We start from the raw sequence: 18,669 nt of genomic DNA, 5'->3' as shown, positions 1-18,669 counted from the left end.
AGCCTGAAACGAGTCCCCAGGCTTGAATTATCCTTTTATCGGCACAAATACCGGTGCGCCCTCCACTTCAATCACTGCCAGCCGCTGCTGATAAAGACGTTCTAATGCGCTAGGCACCAGCATGCTATCTCGCGTGCCCCAGCAGGCATCGCCACTTGGGTAAAGCAGCAAAATGTGGTCACACCAGCGGGCGGCAAGATTTAAATCGTGTAGGCACATCATCACCGCACTGCCCTGGGCTGCCTGCTGTGCCATCAGCGCCATCACTGCGCTTTGGTGATGTAGGTCAAGGTGATTGGTGGGTTCGTCAGCCAGCCAGATGCTGGGTGCCTGAGTCAGTACCGTGGCCATCGCCACTCGTTGGCGCTCGCCGCCAGAAAGTGTACTCACCAAACGGTCGCGCAGGTGCGCAACGTCTAACCGTGCAAGCGCTGCCTCGGCCTGGACATAGTCGTCTGCTCCCTCCATTTGCCACGGCGATAGGTAGGGGTGGCGGCCAATCAGCGCGGTTTCCAGCACGGTCGCGGGAAATCCATCCAAGCGTTCTTGGAATACAACTCCCAACATTTGCGCAACTTGGCGCCTGCGTAGCGTCTCAAGCGGCTGCCCTTCCAGTATCACTTGCCCGGAACGCGGCGCGTTGAGCCCTGCCAGGGTATGCAGCAGCGTCGTTTTACCTGCGCCGTTAGGGCCGAGAACGCCCCATACCTGCCCTGGTTCAATGGCTATATTCAGCGCCGTGCCATCGCTTCTTTCCGGCACGTTGATGATGAGGTCTTGCGTAACCAAACGGCTCATCAGCGGCTCCGGTAAAGCAGAAAGAGAAACGTCGGCACACCCAATAGCGCAGTAATCACCCCCACTGGCAGTTGTTCCGGAGCAATCATCGTGCGCGCCAACGTATCGGCCAGCACCAGCAAGGTGCCCCCAGCCAGAGCACAGGCCGGTAAGATTAACCGCTGATCATTACCCAGTAACAGGCGCAGCATATGTGGCACTACCAAGCCGACAAAGCCAATGCTGCCCGCCGTAGTAACGGCTGCGGCGGTTAACAAACTAGCGACAATATAGATGCACCACTCAAGTGGCCGAACGGCAACGCCTAGCGCAGCAGCTTGCTGCGGGCCACGGGCCAGCACATTTAAGCTGCGTCCAAGGGGCATCAGTACCACGCAGGTAGCCAGTAACAGCAGCAGCGGCGGCCAAGGAGCACGCGCGTAGGATAGATCGCCCATTAGCCAATACAGCATGCCCGGCAACCGCTCAGCAGGGCTTAATGCCAACATCAGAGTAATCACCGCGCCCCAGCCTGCCGCAACCACTACGCCGGTAAGCAGTAGCCGCGAAGGTGTCCAACTACCGCTGCCATGGGCCAAGCCAAAGACTAAGAACGTCGAAAAAAGCGCACCGCCAAACGCCGAGCTTGAAATCGCCAATCCTCCAAGACCACCTAGCATGGCAGCAAGTGCACCAATCGAGGCACCGCCGGAAAGCCCGAGCACATAAGGGTCTGCAAGAGGATTACGCAACAGCACTTGCATCAGAGCCCCCGCTACCGCCAACAAACCACCGACAGCAAAAGCCGAAAGCGCCCTTGGCAAGCGCAGCTCCAGCACCATGGTACGCGCAAGTGCATTGCCCTCGTCCTGGCCTATATAACCAAGATGACCGAGAACCACTTGCCAAATTTGCGCTGGGGAAAGCTGCGCACTGCCGACGCCAAGGGCGATCACTAGCGAAGCCAGTGCCGCTAGCAGCAACAGGCCAAGCGGGAAGCCCAATCGTGCTAACATTTAATGGCGCTCGCGTTTTTGTCGGGCGATATCAAGCTTCTCGCAGAGAATTTGGCTACCTTCCATCAAGCGTGGAGTAGGCCGCTGAATCAGAGAAGGCGGGACAAAAAAGAGATTACCATCGGCAACCGCCGTTACGTTTGAGTACTGCTCCCAGTGGGTCAGCCAATGGCGATTCTCTTCCCCCATGCCTCCGGCAACAATCGCTTCAGGGTTTGCCGCCAGGACAGCCTCATCATCAATACGTGGCACTAAGCGCGCCTGCTCGCCAAACACATTTTCACCGCCGCAGATCTCGATCACCTGGCCGATAAGATGTGCGTCATTGACACTCATTAACGGCTCATCCCACACTTGATAAAAGGTGCGCACTGGCTCCCGATCACGATAGCGAGCTGCCAGCTCGGCCATCCTTGATCTGAAATTATCAGCGACCGCCTGACCGGCGTTTTCAGTGCCTGCCAGCCTCGCCAAACGCTCAATTGCGCTGGCCACTCCCTCAAAATTCCTAGGCTCAATATAGAACACCGGCATACCCAGGGCTTCAAGGGTTTCCAGCTGTTCAGCGGGGTTCCCGGTTACCCAACCGATCACTAAATCAGGCGCTAGCCCTACCAGGGCTTCTAAATCAATGCGCGTGTGGCTGCCAACAGACGCAACGTCTTTGGCTTCTGGTGGATAATCACTGTAGCTAACCACAGCCACCACCTGATCCCCAGCACCCGCGGCATAGGTCAGTTCAGTCGCTCCTGGCGAGAGCGTGGCAATACGTTGAGCTGACGTGTATAGGCATACTTCACGGCCACGATCATCCACCGCGCAGCGGCTGTGGTCATCTGCCAATACGGCGTTTGAAACCACACCACTGAACATTGATAAGCTTAGTATGAAGCGACTTAATAACAGTGCGGGGCCAATGGCCCCGCACTGTTTAAAAAATCTCTGATTCGCTTTTTTATTGGCCAAAGTGAACACTTAAAAACCCTGCGCGGCCTGCATTAATGTAGTCGGCACCATCAAACGAGCGCGTTGTAATGTAATCTTGATCCAACGCGTTTTCCAACGTTAGTCGCGCACTCCACAGCGGGGCAAACTGCCAACCTGCACGCAGGTTAACCAGCCCGTAACCGCTTAGACGGTCTTTATTCTGTGCATCACGGTAACGGTGATTTTGGGCAATCCAGGACCCACCCACCGACCAGTCGCCAAGCTCACGGTCTACGTCTAAGCGAAGGCTTTGTGAGGCGCGGTTTTGCAGGCGCTTACCTGTTAGGCGGTTTTCAGGGTCGGTGTAGGTCAGCGCGGCGGCTAGCGTCCAACGGTCAAGTTCAACGCCAGCAGCCAGCTCAGCCCCACGAATACGTGTTTCGGGTACGTTAAACAGCAACCCCTGACCAGCAATCAAATTGTCGATATCGGTTTGATAAAGCGCGGCATCCCAGAACCATTGGGCGTACTGACCGCGCACGCCTACCTCAATGCTATCCGACGTTTCAGACTCCAGGTCGGGATTACCAAAGCCTGGGAAATAGAGCTGGTTGTATGTGGGTGCGTTAAAGGCTGTACCGTAGTTGGCACGCAAGGTGTGATGGCCGTCTACGTCATAGCCCACACCTACGCTGCCAGTAACTTCTTCACCGTAAGCTTCATTGTCATCAAAGCGCAAGCTGGCTTGCAGAGTAAACGGTGCAAAATCGAGCAAAGCTTGGGCAAATACCGCCGCGTTGCTCCGGCTGGTTTCATCGTACGCCGTGGTGCTATTGACTCGATCTTCGCTGTATTCAGCGCCTGCAATTAGCTCGTGGGCACCCGCTGTTAAGGTATTTTCCCAGCGCGCAGTACTCACCTTGGTGTTAAACACTGAGTCACCAAAGTTATCGATGTTATCGCTTTCATCACGAGATTCGCTGAGTGTTAAGCGGCTGCGCCAGTGATCGGTTATCGGCAGCTCACCGTAGACACCCGCCACCTGCTGAACGAAATCGTTTTCACCGCCATCGTATTCGTTGTGACCACGGGCACGAAGCGCCAACACGCCCGCTTCTGCACCACTTTCAAAGGTGTGAGATACCCGCGCTAACGCCGTGGTGTTGTCATAGCCCTTATCGTCTCCGTCGCGTCGAACCGGCTGACCCTCAGTGGTGAAGTGACTACCTGCAAAGCTATAGCGGGTGCCGCCTTCTTTACCGCTAATACCCGCACTTAAGCGCTGAGTATTAAACGATCCACCACCGACAGAAACACGCGGCTGCGGGCCCTCTTCTTCGCCTTGGGGGGTAAACAACTGAATAACGCCGCCAATTGCGTCAGCACCGTATAGGCTACCACGCGGACCACGCACAATTTCAGCACGATCAAACATGCGCGGTTCTAGATGCTGCCAAGCAGCCCCACCACTGGTGGCAGAACGAAGACGAATCCCGTCAATCAACAGGACATTTTGGCCGCTACCGCTGCCGCGAATAAAAACGCTGCTGTTTTTGCCAAAGCTGCCGTTCGTGGAAACATCCACCCCGGGCTGGCCGCGAAACAGGTCGGTAATACTTACAGGATCTTGGCGCCGTAGCGTTGCCTCATCCAGTACAGTCACCGAGGACAGACTGTCGTTAGCAGTACGCGGCGCAAGTGCGGCGGTAACAACAACGGGGTTTAATGTATTCGCAGCAGGCTGTGCGCTCGATTGGGCTTGAACGGCCATGGGCAATGCAGCCATCGCAAACGCCGCCAGCGTGGCGGTGGAATGAAAACGGTAAGACATGAGGAGATCCCTTGCTCACTGTGCTCACCCGCACAGCGTATTTTTTTGACCGGGCAGAGGGATGATAGGGAGATCGGCAGCCTAAGCTAGCGATATCGCCCTGAGCACGCCCTCCGCGTCTCGGCATGTTGTGGTCCTGTAGAACCATGCCTCTTAGGCCGGTCTCCGGGCTGACGAGCGAAAAGCGGATAACAGCATCATGCCTTTCCGAACGACCACCTTCCCATGCGTTAGCACAGTGGCGTCTTTAGCCGTTCTTATCTCGATCACCGTTGCGGGGGCAGCGTTGGATTCACGTAAGTGTTCACCAACTTCCCGTTTAACTGATGGCGATAATGGCCATCAGCACCTGAGAGTGCGCGTAAACTAGCAACTTGTTAGGGGCTGGTCAATTTAACCGACTAGGGTTTAAGCGCCTGCACGAGCCCATGTCGTACATGCCAGACCTGCTCGGATTGGGCGGCAGCGTCTTGGCTAAACCAGCCGCTTAAATCGCGCAGGCGACGCTGGTCTCGGGCCATGGGAACGATACCCCGCCCTAACTCATTCATAATCACCACTAGCGTTACACTGTGGGTTTGTGCGGCAGTGGCCAAGCATTCCAGGTCTCCCCGCCACTGCGCGCGCGACGCATCGCTACTCATATCCGAGTGCAACACTGCTGCTAACCACTCAAACACACCATGCAGAACGAGCGGCACATTAGGCTGCATGATGTGGGTCACTTCGTGTAAACGCTGCCCTGGAGAAAGCCGCCACCAAACAGCGCTGGGAAAGCGTGCTTTTACAACATCGCGCTTACCTGCGCAGGCACCGCCGATGAACAGCTGCATTGCCACTCTCCTTTGCCATCTTCACGTTTTAGATACGTCAGTTGCCAACGCCGTCCTTGTGCTTGATGAACGATGCCTTCCCAAAAGCCAATGGTTTCGAAACGACGCCGCAACTCGCGTATTACCCCGCCGTGGGTAACAACCAGCACTTTTTGATAATGATGTTCGCGGGCGTGCGCCGCCACCTCTTCAAGCCAAGCATTTAAACGGTCACGTAGCTGGCCAGACGATTCACCGCCTGGAATTTCCAGCTCCCCCACACTGTCAATCCAGGCGCGATAATGGGGTAAGTCTTTTAGTTCATCGTAAACTTTGCCTTCATAGTCACCAAAATCCAGCTCCCGTAATCGTGGTTCTAGATACAGCGGCACACCCGGCTTTGCCGCCTGCGACCACTCAAGGGTTTGCTGACAGCGGTTTAAATCGCTTGAATAAACAGCATCAAAGCACTCTTCTGCCAATGCGTCACGCAGTGCTAGCAGCCCCGCTTCAGCATCAGGAAATAGCAGCGGAATATCGCGCTGCCCTTGGTAGCGGCGCTCTAAATTCCAGGCGGTAATACCGTGGCGAACTGCCACCAACTCCACATTAAGACCAGTAGCCAAAGCTCTCCTCCTTCAATGGTGGCACCTACCATATCGCCATTGATGCCGTTAAATAGCCGCAGCAGTGCCCTTCTGGCGATTGCTACCCACACGATGATGACCACCCCCCAGACCAGCAATGTCGGTGAAACCGCAACAACCAGCGCCAACGGTAACAAGGCATAACCAGCATCACGGGCGCTAAGCGACTGCTGCCAGCTCCATGCGAGCCCCTTCGAGTGAGCACAGGGAGTAAAAATCAGCAGTGCGACGCCAGCAAATCGACCTAATGCAGGCACTGCCACCAGCCACCACAGCGGCGCCTGATAAGCCACCAGCGCCCAAAGCAATACGCCCTTCCAGGCCAGCAAAAACAGCAATGCCAGGATGCCGAAACTGCCTATCTGAGCGTCCTTCATGATTTCCCAACGCCGCTCAAGGGGTTGGTTACTGCCTAACGCATCGGCAAGGTCCATTACGCCATCGAGATGTAAACCACCCGAAAGCGCTACCCATAGGCTTAGCAGTAGCAACGCAGTGATTGGCGCTGGTGACGCTATGAAACTTAATAGCAGCGCGCTTAACGCCAGCACGCTGCCAATTAATAACCCTACCAACGGATAGGCGCGAATTGCCCAGCGACGGGTAGCAGGTGTCCATGGGCAGGCAACAGGAAGCGGAATTCGGGTTAGAAACTGCAGCGCGAGTATTAGGCCGAACAGCGCATTGTTCATCGTTTCCACTCCATGGCACAGCCCACGATGACTTCAAGCACTGAGTCAGCTTCCGCCGCTAACCAGCGGTGCAAGTACTGGATAAACTCAACGTAGCGCCAGGTAGCCGGCTGATCAGGAATCAGCTCTTCGTTGAGATCGTTCGATACAATCACCAGTGTCAGCCCACGTGCTTGTGCATCACGCAGGCAGCGAGCCAACAGCGCTAGGCCTTGCTCATCACTGAATTCTTCATTTGGCTCAGCGCCAAACAGCACTTGTCCTGCCCATAGGGTTAAACAATCGAGCAGCACCGCGTGGTGATCGGGCACTTGGGCAATCGCTTGGTCAATCGCCAGGGGCGCCTCTAGCGTCACCCACTGGCCTTCCCGGCGTGCCTGGTGGCGAGATACCCGGTCGGCCATTTCTGCGTCGTAAATATTGGCGGTGGCAATGTAATAGCAGTGGGCGTCACCCGCTGCGCTGAGCACTCGCTGCTCCGCTACTTGGCTTTTTCCAGAGCGAGCCCCCCCACTAACAAAGACAATCATGCAGCACCTTTAGCAAGCGGTTATTTGCCGACTCATCACGCAGTGCCAAGCGTAACCAACTGCCCTCAAGCCCTTTAAAGCTGTGGGTATGCCTCGCCAATAGTCCTTTATAAAGCATGCGTTCAAAAAGGTCTGCGCTGGTCACGCCGCGTTCACGCTGTAAAACACCAGGCCGCACAAGGAAAAAGCAGCTATGACTAGTCGCCACCTCAAGCCCTAGCGTTTGCAACGCCTTGCCCATACGTGGCTGCTCCCTGGCAAGCCACTGCTGGGTGAGCCGTGCAAACTCACTATCCGCAAGCAGCGGTGCCACCAGTTCGGCGGCAAGATGGTTCACACTCCAAGGCGGCTGGTGGTGACTCATGGTGTCTACTATGTTTTCCGAAGCCAGCACGTAGCCTAAGCGCACTCCAGGCAAGGTATAAAACTTGGTCATTGAGCGTAGCAGCACTAAGTGACAGTAGTGTTTAAGTAGCGGCGTCAACGCCTCGACACCTATCGATAGATCGATAAAGGCTTCATCAACCACCACTTGGGTTCCAGTAGCCTGTGTATGCGCTAGTAGCGTCTCTACTGCATCGATGGATATCAGCGTGCCAGTCGGGTTATTCGGACGACACAAAAACACCACGTCGGCGCTTGATGCGCTCTCTAGCAGGTCGGCCATCTCACAAGCGAAATGCGGCTCGCGCAACACATGCTCGGTCATTTCAATACGGTGGGCAGAACAGGCTCTGGCATATTCACCAAAGCTGGGAGCCAGTAATAAGGCACGCCCACTGGCATGCAGCGCAGCGGCAAGAAAAATGGCCTCTGCCCCACCATTGGTTAGCAGCACTTGTGCTGGTTGAACACCGTTGTGCGCCGCAATGGCCTGCCGGGCTGCAGCGTAGTCTGGCGAGGGGTAGCGGCTAAGCCCACCAAACCGCGCTACCAGCCAGCTTGCTACCCACTCGGGCGGCCCAAGCGGGTTAAGGTTAGCGCTCACATCGTCAATCACATGATCGGCAGCTAATCCAAAACGCTTTAGCAGCGCGGCGGCCTGGCCACCATGGCTTGGCCAATCAGCAGCCTCGTGAACAGTGGTTTGACGACTCATAGCCATGAAATCCCCGCGCTTTCCGAGCTCATTAATACGCTCGTTAATACACTCATCAACACGGTCATTAACAAGAAAAACAGCAGCCAAGCGCCGTGCATCAATTTAATCGTGGCGTTGATATGCGAACACGTCAGCGTTTCCAGTCGCGAGCCAAGGGTTGCTCGATGAGAAACCGCGCCCTGATAAACATTGGTGCCACCCAACTGCACACCCAACAAGTTCGCGACCATGGCTTCTGGCCACCCCGCATTAGGGCTTGGGTGGCGGGGCGCTTCGCGGCAGGTAGCCAACATGGCCCGACGCCAATGTAGCGCCGGTGATTGCCAACTGATCAGCACCCCGGCAACCCACAAGCATAGCGCGGTCAGCCTAGCGGGCAGCCAGTTAGCTATATCATCGAGCTTCGCCGAGGCATAGCCGAAGTCGCTATAGCGTTCGTTTTGGTAACCCACCATGGAATCCAGTGTGTTGATCGCTTTATAAGCCAGCGCCAGCGGCGCACCGCCTATCAAAGCAAAAAAAAGCGGCGAGGTGATGCCGTCCACCGTATTTTCTGCAATGGTTTCCACCGCACCACGGGTAATTTCCGCTTCATCCAGTTGCTCCGTATCACGCCCCACCACCATAGAAAGCGCCTTTCGTGCCGATACAACATCACCGTTAGCCAGCGGCACGGCAATGGCGCGCCCCGCTTCCGCCAAGCCTTTTATAGCCAGCGTTGTTGCCAGTAACCAAAGCTCGGCAGCTAGCCCAAGCCAAGGATGCACCCAAGTCAGTAGCTCCAAACTCAGCCAAGCGAGGGTAAACGTGCCCAGCACAATGGTGGCGGTGAGTATAAAGCCCTGAAGCCGACGGCGTTTTTCACTTCCCTGGTTCCAGCGCTGCTCAAGTACGCTGATGGCACGCCCTATTATGACCACTGGGTGCGGCAACGAACGGGGATCACCAACGATCAAATCAATGACAATCGCCATCGCTACTAATCCAACAGACGTTACCCCTAGCATGGTGAAACCTGCTGTGATTTCGTCAGCGAACCCAACGTTGCCTGATACACTGCTTGGCCAATCGCCCGCCCAATCGCCGTGCCAGAACCTGCATAGGGGGTCTGACACCCTCGCTGGGTGGCGGCGATAGACAGGCTGTCGGTTGATGTGCCGGTAGCGGGCGTTTCGCTGAATGGATCGTTAACACCCATTTCTCTCAATGCTTGAACTTTCGCTTCCGTTGCCGACAGAGACGCATTAACCAGCCCACCATCGGTCAAATGAGCATCTAAAAAAAGAAGCGTATTAATCGTCCCCACCTTGGATGTGCTTCGCAGCACTAGACGAGGGTCTGAATCGCTTGGAACGCTAATATCCACCGCGTTGCCAACACCTGCCGTCACCACGGCCAGCACGCCATCAGGTGTTTCAGCCAACGGCACGCTGACAGCACATACGCTGCGCAGGCGCACTGCAGTCATCATCGCAACAGCGGATAGCGGTAGCTGCTGATCTGCTAGCCAACGTAGCAGGTCATCTTTCGGGTGATGGCCGTCGTAATCTTTATCAACGTGAAAATTTGCGAAGTGTTGACGAGGTCCAAACCCACCCCCCACAAGCGCGCTACTCAGGGTGTACAGTGGCTCAGCAGCCGACACCACCAAGCAGTGTTCGCTTTGCGACCACGTTAGCGGCTTGCTAAATGAAAGCGTTTCTTGCTCACTCATGGGGCAGCATTATCGCTAATGCCCGCATCGGCAAAGGTGGCCATTTCACAGAGCATCGCGGCGGCGGCCTGCAATAAAGGAAATGCCAACGCCGCGCCACTGCCTTCTCCCAGGCGCATTCCCAGGGCTAGCAGCGGCGACGCATCAAGCACCTCAAGGGCCGTGGTATGGCCAGGCTCTTCAGAACGATGTCCAAAAATCAAATAACCGCGCACCGCTGGACATAAACGGCAGGCTGTCAGGGCTGCAACCGTCGCAATAAAGCCATCCACAATGGCTGGCAAGCGATTGGCCGCCGTGGCCAAATAAGCTCCTGTCATGGCAGCGATCTCTAACCCGCCGAGCTTGTTCAGCACCTCCATGGGGTCTTCGGCATTAGCTTGGCGTGCTTTTAGCGCCCGCTCGATCACCGCTACTTTATGGGCCTGCTGAGCACTGTTAATACCGGTGCCAGTGCCCACCAACTGAGCCACTGGCCTACCGGTCAGCGCCGCCAGCATCGCGCTGCTTGACGTGGTATTAGCAATGCCCATTTCACCAACAATAATGCATTTCGCTCCCGCCTGAACGGCGCGTTCAACGGCCTCGCCGCCTACCTGTAACGCAGCTAGCGCTTCGTCACGGCTCATGGCATCTTCAAGCACCATATTGGCGGTACCTGCGCGCACCTTGGCATCTATCACATCAGGCATTACCAACGGTGACGCAACACCAACATCCACGACCTCAACCTGTGCACCAATTTGCCTGGCAAAGACATTAATTGCCGCCCCGCCACGGGTAAAGTTAGCCACCATTTGCGCCGTCACTTCTTGTGGGAAGGCCGACACGCCCTCTTCAGCAACACCGTGATCAGCAGCAAAGACAATGATCGCCGGTGGCGTGATGCTTGGCTTACATTCACCAGTGATCTCACTAAGCGTAACGGCCAATGCTTCTAACTGGCCGAGGCTGCCTGGCGGCTTGGTGAGCGTATCAATATAGCGAAGTGTCAATGCGCCAGTGTGGCTATCAAGTGGCGTGACGTGGTTAACGACGGGATGCATAGCAACTCCAGGGCAGCAATCAAATTCATTTTGCGCAAGATGGTAGCAAAAGCGCGGCTGCTATACTTGCGCTTTAAGACACTCCAGCACGCAACAACCCCATCAGGGGCTGAACTGCCCTGTTAGCTGTAATGTTCATAAAAGCATCATCATTTACGACGATAGTCGTTATTAACCAGGGGTAATAAAACTACAAATATGGTTTTTATTGCCGTAAAGTCTCTTATATCGACACAAAAAGATGTAAAATAACTACAAACTTGACTCACCGTCTCTACCCTGCAGAGGTCTCTATGCCGAGCTCAACATCCGCTACTTTAAATACTACCGTTGCTGAGGTTACCCAACGCATTCGTGAGCGCTCTGCTGAGCGGCGTGCTCTCTATGAGCAACGCATGGCGGACCAGCATAAGCGTGGTGTGCACCGTGCAGAGCTATCCTGCGGTAACCTAGCCCACGGCTTTGCCGCCTGTAGTCCCCAAGAGAAAGACTCCCTGAAGCTAATGAATAGCGCCAACCTGGGGATCATTTCTTCTTACAACGATATGCTGTCGGCCCACCAGCCGTTTGAAACTTTCCCGGAAACCATCAAAGCCGCTGCTAGCGCCATGGGGTCAACCGCCCAATTTGCCGGTGGTGTACCCGCCATGTGCGACGGAGTTACTCAAGGCCAACCGGGTATGGAACTGTCGCTGTTTTCCCGCGACGTGATTGCGATGGCTGCTGCGGTTGGGCTTTCACACAACATGTTTGATGCCGCCCTTTATCTGGGCGTGTGCGACAAGATTATCCCTGGCCTGTTTATCGCAGCTGCGCGCTTTGGGCACCTACCCGCCATGTTCGTACCTGCGGGCCCGATGCCCAGCGGCCTGCCGAACAAAGAGAAAGCACGCATCCGCCAGCTATACGCAGAAGGCAAAGTGGGGCGCGACGCGCTGCTGCAAGCGGAGTCTGACTCTTATCACAGCCCTGGCACCTGCACCTTCTACGGCACTGCCAACTCGAATCAGCTGATGATGGAAGTAATGGGCCTTCACCTGCCGGGCACTTCGTTTGTGAACCCCGGCACGGAAATGCGTGAAGCCCTGACCCGCTACGCGACCGAACAAGCGATTCGCAACACTGAGCCTGGCGGCAACTACCGCCCTTTCTATAAGCAGATTGACGAACGCGCCATCGTCAACGCGGTAGTCGGTTTGTTGGCATCTGGCGGCTCAACCAACCATACGATGCATTTGATTGCCATGGCCGCCGCGGCGGGCATTACGCTGAACTGGGACGACTTTACAGACCTCTCCGCCGTAACGCCCAGCCTGATGCAGGTATACCCTAACGGCCAAGCGGACATTAACCACTTCCAGGCGGCAGGCGGCATGAGCTACTTGTTCCGAGAACTGCTGGGCGCGGGCTTGCTGCACGGCGATATACCAACGGTGTTCGGCACCGACCTGACAGCCTACACACAAGAGCCTTTCCTAGAAAATGGCAAAGTGGTCTGGCACGAAGGACCAGAAAGCAGCTTAGATGAAGACGTCTTACGCCCAGTAGCTACGCCCTTCGCAGCTACCGGCGGCCTAACAGTAATGAAAGGCAACCTGGGACGCGGCGTGATCAAAGTATCCGCCGTTGCCGACGAGCATCGCGTGGTAGAAGCGCCGGTAAAAATCTTTGAAGACCAGAACGAAATGAAAGCTGCGTTTGAGTCTGGAGATTTAGATCGCGACGTGATCGTCGTGGTGCGCTTCCAGGGGCCAAAAGCCAATGGCATGCCGGAACTTCACAAACTGACACCGTTCCTTGGCGTATTGCAAGACCGCGGCTTCAAAGTGGCACTGGTAACCGATGGTCGTATGTCCGGCGCGTCCGGTAAAGTGCCCGCTGCGATTCATATCAGCCCAGAAGCCTTGGACGGTGGCCCGCTATCGAAATTGCGCGACGGCGACATTGTGCGCCTGGACGCTAACGCAGGCACGCTGGAAGCCAAAGTAGAGGCGGCTACCTGGGCAGATCGCGAGCGCGTAGTGGCGAATTTGGATCACTATCACGTCGGCCTCGGCCGTGAACTGTTTAGCGGCTTCCGCCACTTGGCCATGCGGGGTGAAGAAGGGGCAGGCTCACTGGGCGGCTTTGAAGCCGACGACCTCGCTCGTCAACAGGACCAGATTCTTCAAGAGGATGCCTGATGCGACCAGCCTTAATTGGTGATATTGGCGGTACCAATGCACGCCTGGCGCTCGTCACGCCAGGCAAAGTGACGCCGCACGATATTATTAATCTTCCCTGCGCGGATTACCCTGGGGTTATCGACGCGATTCAGGACTACCTGGAGCGCGTGGGAGCTACCGGTGACAATGCACCAATGGAAGCCTGTTTGGCATTTGCCTGCCCGGTTCACGCCGAGCGAGTCAAGATGACCAATAATCACTGGGATTTTATGAAAAGCGATGTTCAGCAGACGCTGAACCTATCACTGTTCAAAGTGATTAATGATTTTACCGCACAGGCACTGGGCGTGCCCCATGTGGACACCGACAACCTGGTGGAAGTGCAAGCAGGTGTGGCTCAGTCTCACTCTACCCGCTTGGTAATTGGCCCCGGTACAGGCCTGGGCGTTGCTGGCGTTTTTCCCGGCCAACATGCTTGGATACCACTGCCCACCGAGGGCGGCCACGTCACGTTTGCTCCCACTGACACCACCGAGCGGGCGCTGCTGGATGTTTTTCTACAGCGCTACCAACGGGTCAGCGTGGAGCGCATTTTATGCGGCCAGGGCCTACTAGAGCTGTATCAGGCCCATTGTGCTCTGAACGAGCAAACGCCTAGCTACACGACGCCAGCCGAGGTTACCCAAGCCGCCAATCAGGGTGACTCTATCGCCACCGCCACCCTGCTGCGCTTTTTAAAAATCCTCGGCGATGTATGCGGCGACGCGACCCTAACAATGGGAGCCAGGGGGGGCGTTTATCTATGCGGCGGAATCTTACCGCGCCTGCTGGAGTGGCTACCTAAATCCGAGCTGCGTGATAGCTTTGTGAACAAAGGCCGGATGGGCGCCTATAACGCCGATATTCCCGTGTGGATTGTTACTCACCCGTGGACAGGGCTGCTCGGAGCCGCCGAAGCGCTGCATAACGAAGAAGTCTTTTAACTTATTAGGAACGTCCATGCCTGCTCACACTTTCGATGCGCCCTTTGCTCTCGGCATGATGCGCCTGCATGAAGCACCAGAGATGCACCAAGCGAATCACCTTGCCGACTGGATCGAAGCCCGTATCGAGCAGGGGTTGCACTGGTTCGACCATGCCGACATTTATGGCAGCGGTGCTTGCGAGACGCTATTTGGTCAAGCGCTGCGTACGCGTCCTGGGTTGGCAAAACAGCTTAAGGTGGTGACCAAAGCGAGCATCGCCAACGATAACCCAGCCCACGGCTCTGGCAAGATAAAGCACTATAACGCCAGCCCTGCCTATTTGAATAAGGCGATTGATGCCGCACTAGATCGCTTGGACGTCGAACGGCTAGATCACTTTTTAATTCATCGACCTGACTTATTAATGAACGCAGAAGCGACTGGGCGTGCCCTGGATGACGCTATCGACGCAGGCAAAATTGGCGCTGCGGGCATTTCTAACCATTTGCCAAGCCAGTGGCGCAGACTGCAAAACGCCATGCACCACCCTTTACGAGCCAACCAAATCGAGCTTTCCATTAGCCATAACGCCCCCCTGTTTGATGGCAGCTTTGATGATCTTTGCGCCGATGGCCATGCGCCGATGGCCTGGTCACCGCTAGCGGGCGGCACACTCATGCAAGGCGACGTCGGTAACGTGCTTAACCGCGTAGCCCAAGAGCAAAACTGCACTCCTAACGCGTTAGGGCTGGCTTGGCTGCGGACACTGCCTAGCCGTCCGATTCCCGTTGTCGGCAGTGTAAAACCTGAGCGTATTGCTGACATGCTCGACGGGCCTGAGACGCTATCAAGAGAGACATGGTACGAGCTGTTAGAGGCCGCGCGAGGCCACTGCGTCGCGTAATCCCTTCATCAATTAATAATATAATGACAAGGAATGACTTATGACGCCGGTGATTGCTTTCGGTGAAGCCTTGGTTGATATGTTGTCCAGCCGCTTAGGCGATGACACTGGCCAAGAAACCTTCACGCCTTACGCGGGCGGCGCGCCTGCTAACGTCGCGGTTGCCTGTGCCCGACTTAATGTACCCAGCCAGTTTTTAGGCATGGTGGGTGACGATACGTTTGGCCACTTCTTGATTCGTGAGCTAAAAAGCCATGGTGTGGATACTCAGGGCGTGGTGTTGACCAAAGAAGCACGCACTGCGCTGGCGTTTGTTTCCCGGGACAGTAGCGGCGAGCGCACGTTTGATTTTTATCGCCCACCGGCGGCCGATCTGCTTTATCGCCTAGAGCACTTGCCCTACGGCGTGTTTGAACAACCGGCCATTGTTCACTTATGCAGCAACAGTTTGACTGACCCTGAGATTGCCGACACCACCTTAGCGATTGCCGCTATGGCAAAGCGCGCAGGCTGTTTAGTCAGCGTGGATGCCAACCTCCGCCACAACCTGTGGACCGAAGGGTCAGCCGACCTCTGGCTGGTAACCGAGCTATTGGATAACGCCGATCTCGTTAAAGTCTCACTAGATGAGCTTGATTATCTTCGTGGCGGGCACTCTCAGGAAGCGTGGCTATCTCAGCGACTAGCCGCTGGGGTAAAAGTAATTTTAATCACTGACGGCCCTAACAACGTGGTGCTGAGAGGTGTTGGCCTTGACCACACCATCACGCCGCCCCAGGTGACCGCTGTTGACACAACCGCTGGCGGTGATGCGTTTATTGGCGGCCTGCTGGCTGAGTTATCACGGCACGGAATTGATGAGAACTGGTACCAGGACAGTGCCTTTCTAACCCGCGCGGTGGATATTGCTTGCCGCTGTGGTGCTCACGCAGTGACCCGCCCAGGCGCCTACGCCGCACTACCGACCCATAGTGATATTGAAGCGCTAAGAAATACGTAACGTCTGTTGTGAAAAAGGGCGTGCAACAGCACGCCCTTAACCATGTAATTACACGCTAAGTCCCACTAACACGCTAAATCCCATTTACACTCTACATCCTACTAGCGCGCTAATAAGTGCAAGAATTGGCTACCTTCTCTTGCGCTACCGCTTCTTTACTCGTTGTTACACTGCCACCGAGCAACTCTGCGCTGCCTTCCAAGACGTGCACATCAATCGAGCCTGTCGTTAGACTTGTAAAGCTAACCTGGGAAATTACTCGTTGCTGCGTCGCGCCGTTAATCAGGACCTCCAGCGAGCCATGATCACACCACCACTCTATTGTGATCGTTAGACCATCAACGCTGCCCGCTGCATGGTCACAGGCGAAATGGTTGTCGAAAGCTGCTTGTCCGTTCACGCCGTTACGCGTGTAGCGAAGTGCAACGTCCGCTTCTCCCGCTTCAAGCGTAAGCTGTTGATGATCTCCCTGCTGAAGCGACAACGCTACTCGGCTGCCAGGCGTTAAGGTCAGTTCAAGCAAACCACGACTTACCAACGGCAACGAGGTTAAGACACTATATTGCTCACCCCCCGGCATCGCCTGTGGCGGGATAATATGCGGTACAGCTGTCAGCGCCTCATGGCACTCACTGGCGATACGCTGGCAAAGCTGAATGCCACTCGATGTCGCACGCAGGGTTAACGCTCTGGGCAGGCTCATCATCCCCCGCCAGCCAGCTTCAGGCGCATGATTGGCATACTGCCAATTATTCAGCCAAGCCACGGCTAAACGACGCCCCGGGGTATTCGACCAGCTCTGCACGGCGTAAAAATCACGCCCTTCGTCCATCATCATGACGTCATCAGGCGAGTGGTCGTTAGTAAAACGCTGCCCGTCAAATTCGCCCACAAAATATTGTGTGAACGAGCCAAAGGCATTATCTGGCGTAGCACCAATGCCCACGATTAATACCCAGCGGCTAGTCGCCTGGCCATTTTTAGCGCCTTCCACAGGTAGTTCGAACAAATCGGGGCATTCCCAGGGGTGTTGAGTATGCGCCCCATGGCCCTCGCCAAACGCACTGGCAAACTGCCAGTGCAATAAGTTTTCCGAGGTGTAAAAATGAATTTCCTGCCCACAGGCCAGCGCCATTACCCAACGCTGGGTAGCGGCATGCCACAACACTTTTGGGTCGCGAAAATCTTTAAACCCTGGCGCGGGAAGCACCGGGTTATTAGCGTACTGATGCCAAGTACGCCCCATGTCGTGGCTATAAGCCAAACACTGTGACTGCTCATAATCTTCAGGGTCATCGGAAAGTACTCGGTGGCAGGTATAAAACGCCAGCAGCCCCGACTGGCCGTCAAACAGACCCGTCACATCATGCTCATCCACGATGGCACTACCTGAAAAACACGCGCCTTGGGCATCTGGCGCCAGCGCAATAGGTAAGTGTTCCCAATGGCAGAGATCGGTGCTCACTGCATGCCCCCAGTGCATTGCCCCCCATACCGTGTCATGGGGATGGTATTGATAAAAGAGATGATACTCTCCTTCGAAATACACAAGCCCGTTGGGATCATTCATCCAGCCGGTAGGCGGCGTAAAATGCAGCGTTGGCCTGAGAGGAGTAAATTTGACGAGATTCAATGTTAAAAACCCTTACTTAATCGATTAAGTTGAGGCTAACACGCTTTTTTCTTCTCTGCTCTACGCCGTTAGGTGAAGCACACAAAAAAGCCCGAGCATGGCAATATGCTCGGGCAAATGACTTACCCACACGACCCGATATCAGTGAGGCAAGTAACGAGAGTGCTCGTGTCGATTTACATCGTATTCTTTAGTGGTGAAAACGCTCAGCGGCCTGACGGGCCAGCTCGCGAATACCGTCCCAATCTTCCGCTTCTACCATTGCTTTAGGCGTTAACCAGGAACCGCCTACACACATAACATTGGGTAGTGAAAGGTAGGTTTCAGCGTTATCGACCGTGATACCGCCGGTTGGGCAAAAACGCGCTTCGGGGATCGGCGCACCAAAGGCTTTAATGGCGTTGGCACCACCACTGGACTCAGCCGGGAAAAACTTGAAGCGGCGATAGCCGTATTGCCAGCCTGTCATCAACTCAGAAATCGTTGATACGCCGGGCAACATCGGTACTGGGCTCTCTACGCCATAGCGATAAAGCGCTTCTGTCGCGCCGGGTGTCACCACAAAATCCGCCCCCACCTGTTCAGCTTGGCGGTATTGCGCGGGCGTTAACACAGTACCTACACCGATGCTGGCTCCTGGCAGCGCTTCTTTCATGCGTTTAATTGCTTCCAGCGCGCAGTCAGTACGCAAGGTAATTTCCAGCACGCTTAAGCCACCTTCCACCAAGGCGCGACCTAGCGGTACCGCATCTTCAAGACGCTCAATGGTAATCACCGGAATGACCTCAGCCTTTAAGCAGATGCTGTCAAGCTCGGCAGTGCGCGTTGAGGGTAGCTGTTTATCGATTGTCATCAGTGAGTCTCCAAGCAATTTTTACTGGCGAACGTTTTATTGGCGAAAGCCCAGG

Annotated in this window: 18 protein-coding genes and 1 riboswitch; of the genes, 4 read left to right on the top strand and 14 right to left on the bottom strand. The window is 55.5% G+C overall.

Going from position 1 to position 18,669, the window contains the following annotated elements:
• Positions 1-27 precede the first annotated feature (27 nt).
• From B6A39_RS07080 to cobT, 12 genes are all read right to left on the bottom strand, one after another.
• On the bottom strand, positions 28-798 hold the full coding sequence (locus B6A39_RS07080) for an ABC transporter ATP-binding protein (RefSeq protein ID WP_083003113.1): 771 nt from the start codon (positions 796-798) through the stop codon (positions 28-30).
• A complete protein-coding gene (locus tag B6A39_RS07075) occupies positions 798-1,793 on the bottom strand; it encodes a FecCD family ABC transporter permease (RefSeq protein ID WP_083003110.1) in 996 nt (331 codons plus the stop codon). Before B6A39_RS07075 ends, B6A39_RS07080 begins: the two co-directional genes overlap by 1 nt.
• Positions 1,794-2,666 (bottom strand): cobalamin-binding protein, encoded by an 873-nt coding sequence (locus B6A39_RS07070; RefSeq protein WP_083007869.1) that lies wholly within the window; start codon positions 2,664-2,666, stop codon positions 1,794-1,796.
• An 82-nt stretch (positions 2,667-2,748) separates the two neighbouring features.
• Positions 2,749-4,551, bottom strand: a complete 1,803-nt coding sequence (locus B6A39_RS07065) for a TonB-dependent receptor domain-containing protein (RefSeq protein WP_083003107.1) — start codon at positions 4,549-4,551, stop codon at positions 2,749-2,751.
• Between the two features lie 139 nt (positions 4,552-4,690).
• A riboswitch (cobalamin riboswitch) is annotated at positions 4,691-4,919 on the bottom strand.
• Between the two features lie 33 nt (positions 4,920-4,952).
• Positions 4,953-5,384, bottom strand: a complete 432-nt coding sequence (locus B6A39_RS07060; RefSeq protein WP_083003103.1) for a bifunctional adenosylcobinamide kinase/adenosylcobinamide-phosphate guanylyltransferase — start codon at positions 5,382-5,384, stop codon at positions 4,953-4,955.
• Entirely contained in the window at positions 5,336-5,989 is a 654-nt protein-coding gene (locus B6A39_RS07055; RefSeq protein WP_083003100.1) for a histidine phosphatase family protein, read from the bottom strand. The genes B6A39_RS07060 and B6A39_RS07055 overlap by 49 nt, the downstream gene beginning before the upstream one ends.
• On the bottom strand, positions 5,926-6,702 hold the full coding sequence (cobS, locus tag B6A39_RS07050) for an adenosylcobinamide-GDP ribazoletransferase (protein ID WP_083003097.1): 777 nt from the start codon (positions 6,700-6,702) through the stop codon (positions 5,926-5,928). Before cobS ends, B6A39_RS07055 begins: the two co-directional genes overlap by 64 nt.
• Positions 6,699-7,232, bottom strand: coding sequence for a bifunctional adenosylcobinamide kinase/adenosylcobinamide-phosphate guanylyltransferase (locus tag B6A39_RS07045; RefSeq protein ID WP_083003094.1), 534 nt, complete (start codon positions 7,230-7,232; stop codon positions 6,699-6,701). The genes cobS and B6A39_RS07045 overlap by 4 nt, the downstream gene beginning before the upstream one ends.
• On the bottom strand, positions 7,216-8,331 hold the full coding sequence (gene cobD, locus B6A39_RS07040; RefSeq protein ID WP_083003091.1) for a threonine-phosphate decarboxylase CobD: 1,116 nt from the start codon (positions 8,329-8,331) through the stop codon (positions 7,216-7,218). Before cobD ends, B6A39_RS07045 begins: the two co-directional genes overlap by 17 nt.
• Entirely contained in the window at positions 8,328-9,341 is a 1,014-nt protein-coding gene (cbiB, locus tag B6A39_RS07035) for an adenosylcobinamide-phosphate synthase CbiB (protein ID WP_083003087.1), read from the bottom strand. Before cbiB ends, cobD begins: the two co-directional genes overlap by 4 nt.
• Positions 9,335-10,048, bottom strand: coding sequence for an adenosylcobinamide amidohydrolase (locus B6A39_RS07030; RefSeq protein WP_083003071.1), 714 nt, complete (start codon positions 10,046-10,048; stop codon positions 9,335-9,337). The genes cbiB and B6A39_RS07030 overlap by 7 nt, the downstream gene beginning before the upstream one ends.
• On the bottom strand, positions 10,045-11,094 hold the full coding sequence (gene cobT, locus B6A39_RS07025; protein ID WP_083003068.1) for a nicotinate-nucleotide--dimethylbenzimidazole phosphoribosyltransferase: 1,050 nt from the start codon (positions 11,092-11,094) through the stop codon (positions 10,045-10,047). The genes B6A39_RS07030 and cobT overlap by 4 nt, the downstream gene beginning before the upstream one ends.
• A 293-nt stretch (positions 11,095-11,387) precedes the next feature.
• Here cobT and edd point away from each other — a divergent pair, with 293 nt between their 5' ends.
• From edd to B6A39_RS07005, 4 genes are read left to right on the top strand one after another with little or no spacing between them, the layout of a single operon-like run.
• Entirely contained in the window at positions 11,388-13,277 is a 1,890-nt protein-coding gene (gene edd / locus B6A39_RS07020; RefSeq protein ID WP_083003066.1) for a phosphogluconate dehydratase, read from the top strand.
• Entirely contained in the window at positions 13,277-14,242 is a 966-nt protein-coding gene (glk, locus tag B6A39_RS07015; RefSeq protein WP_083003062.1) for a glucokinase, read from the top strand. The genes edd and glk overlap by 1 nt, the downstream gene beginning before the upstream one ends.
• Positions 14,243-14,258: 16 nt before the next feature.
• Positions 14,259-15,128, top strand: a complete 870-nt coding sequence (locus B6A39_RS07010) for an aldo/keto reductase (RefSeq protein WP_083003059.1) — start codon at positions 14,259-14,261, stop codon at positions 15,126-15,128.
• A 40-nt stretch (positions 15,129-15,168) separates the two neighbouring features.
• The gene (locus B6A39_RS07005; RefSeq protein WP_083003056.1) at positions 15,169-16,128 is read left to right on the top strand and encodes a carbohydrate kinase family protein; all 960 of its coding nucleotides are present in this window, start codon (positions 15,169-15,171) and stop codon (positions 16,126-16,128) included.
• 109 nt (positions 16,129-16,237) lie between these two features.
• On the opposite strand, the gene B6A39_RS07000 is transcribed toward B6A39_RS07005, so the two are convergent.
• Positions 16,238-17,761, bottom strand: coding sequence for a glycoside hydrolase family 32 protein (locus tag B6A39_RS07000; protein WP_232318759.1), 1,524 nt, complete (start codon positions 17,759-17,761; stop codon positions 16,238-16,240).
• Positions 17,762-17,951: 190 nt separating this feature from the next.
• The gene (locus B6A39_RS06995; protein ID WP_083003049.1) at positions 17,952-18,614 is read right to left on the bottom strand and encodes a bifunctional 4-hydroxy-2-oxoglutarate aldolase/2-dehydro-3-deoxy-phosphogluconate aldolase; all 663 of its coding nucleotides are present in this window, start codon (positions 18,612-18,614) and stop codon (positions 17,952-17,954) included.
• Positions 18,615-18,669 lie beyond the last annotated feature (55 nt).

Origin of the sequence: Halomonas sp. GT (assembly GCF_002082565.1) — a bacterium.
GTDB lineage: Bacteria > Pseudomonadota > Gammaproteobacteria > Pseudomonadales > Halomonadaceae > Vreelandella.
Note: the sequence above shows the minus strand (reverse complement) of the source record. Positions and strands in the feature narration are given on the sequence as shown.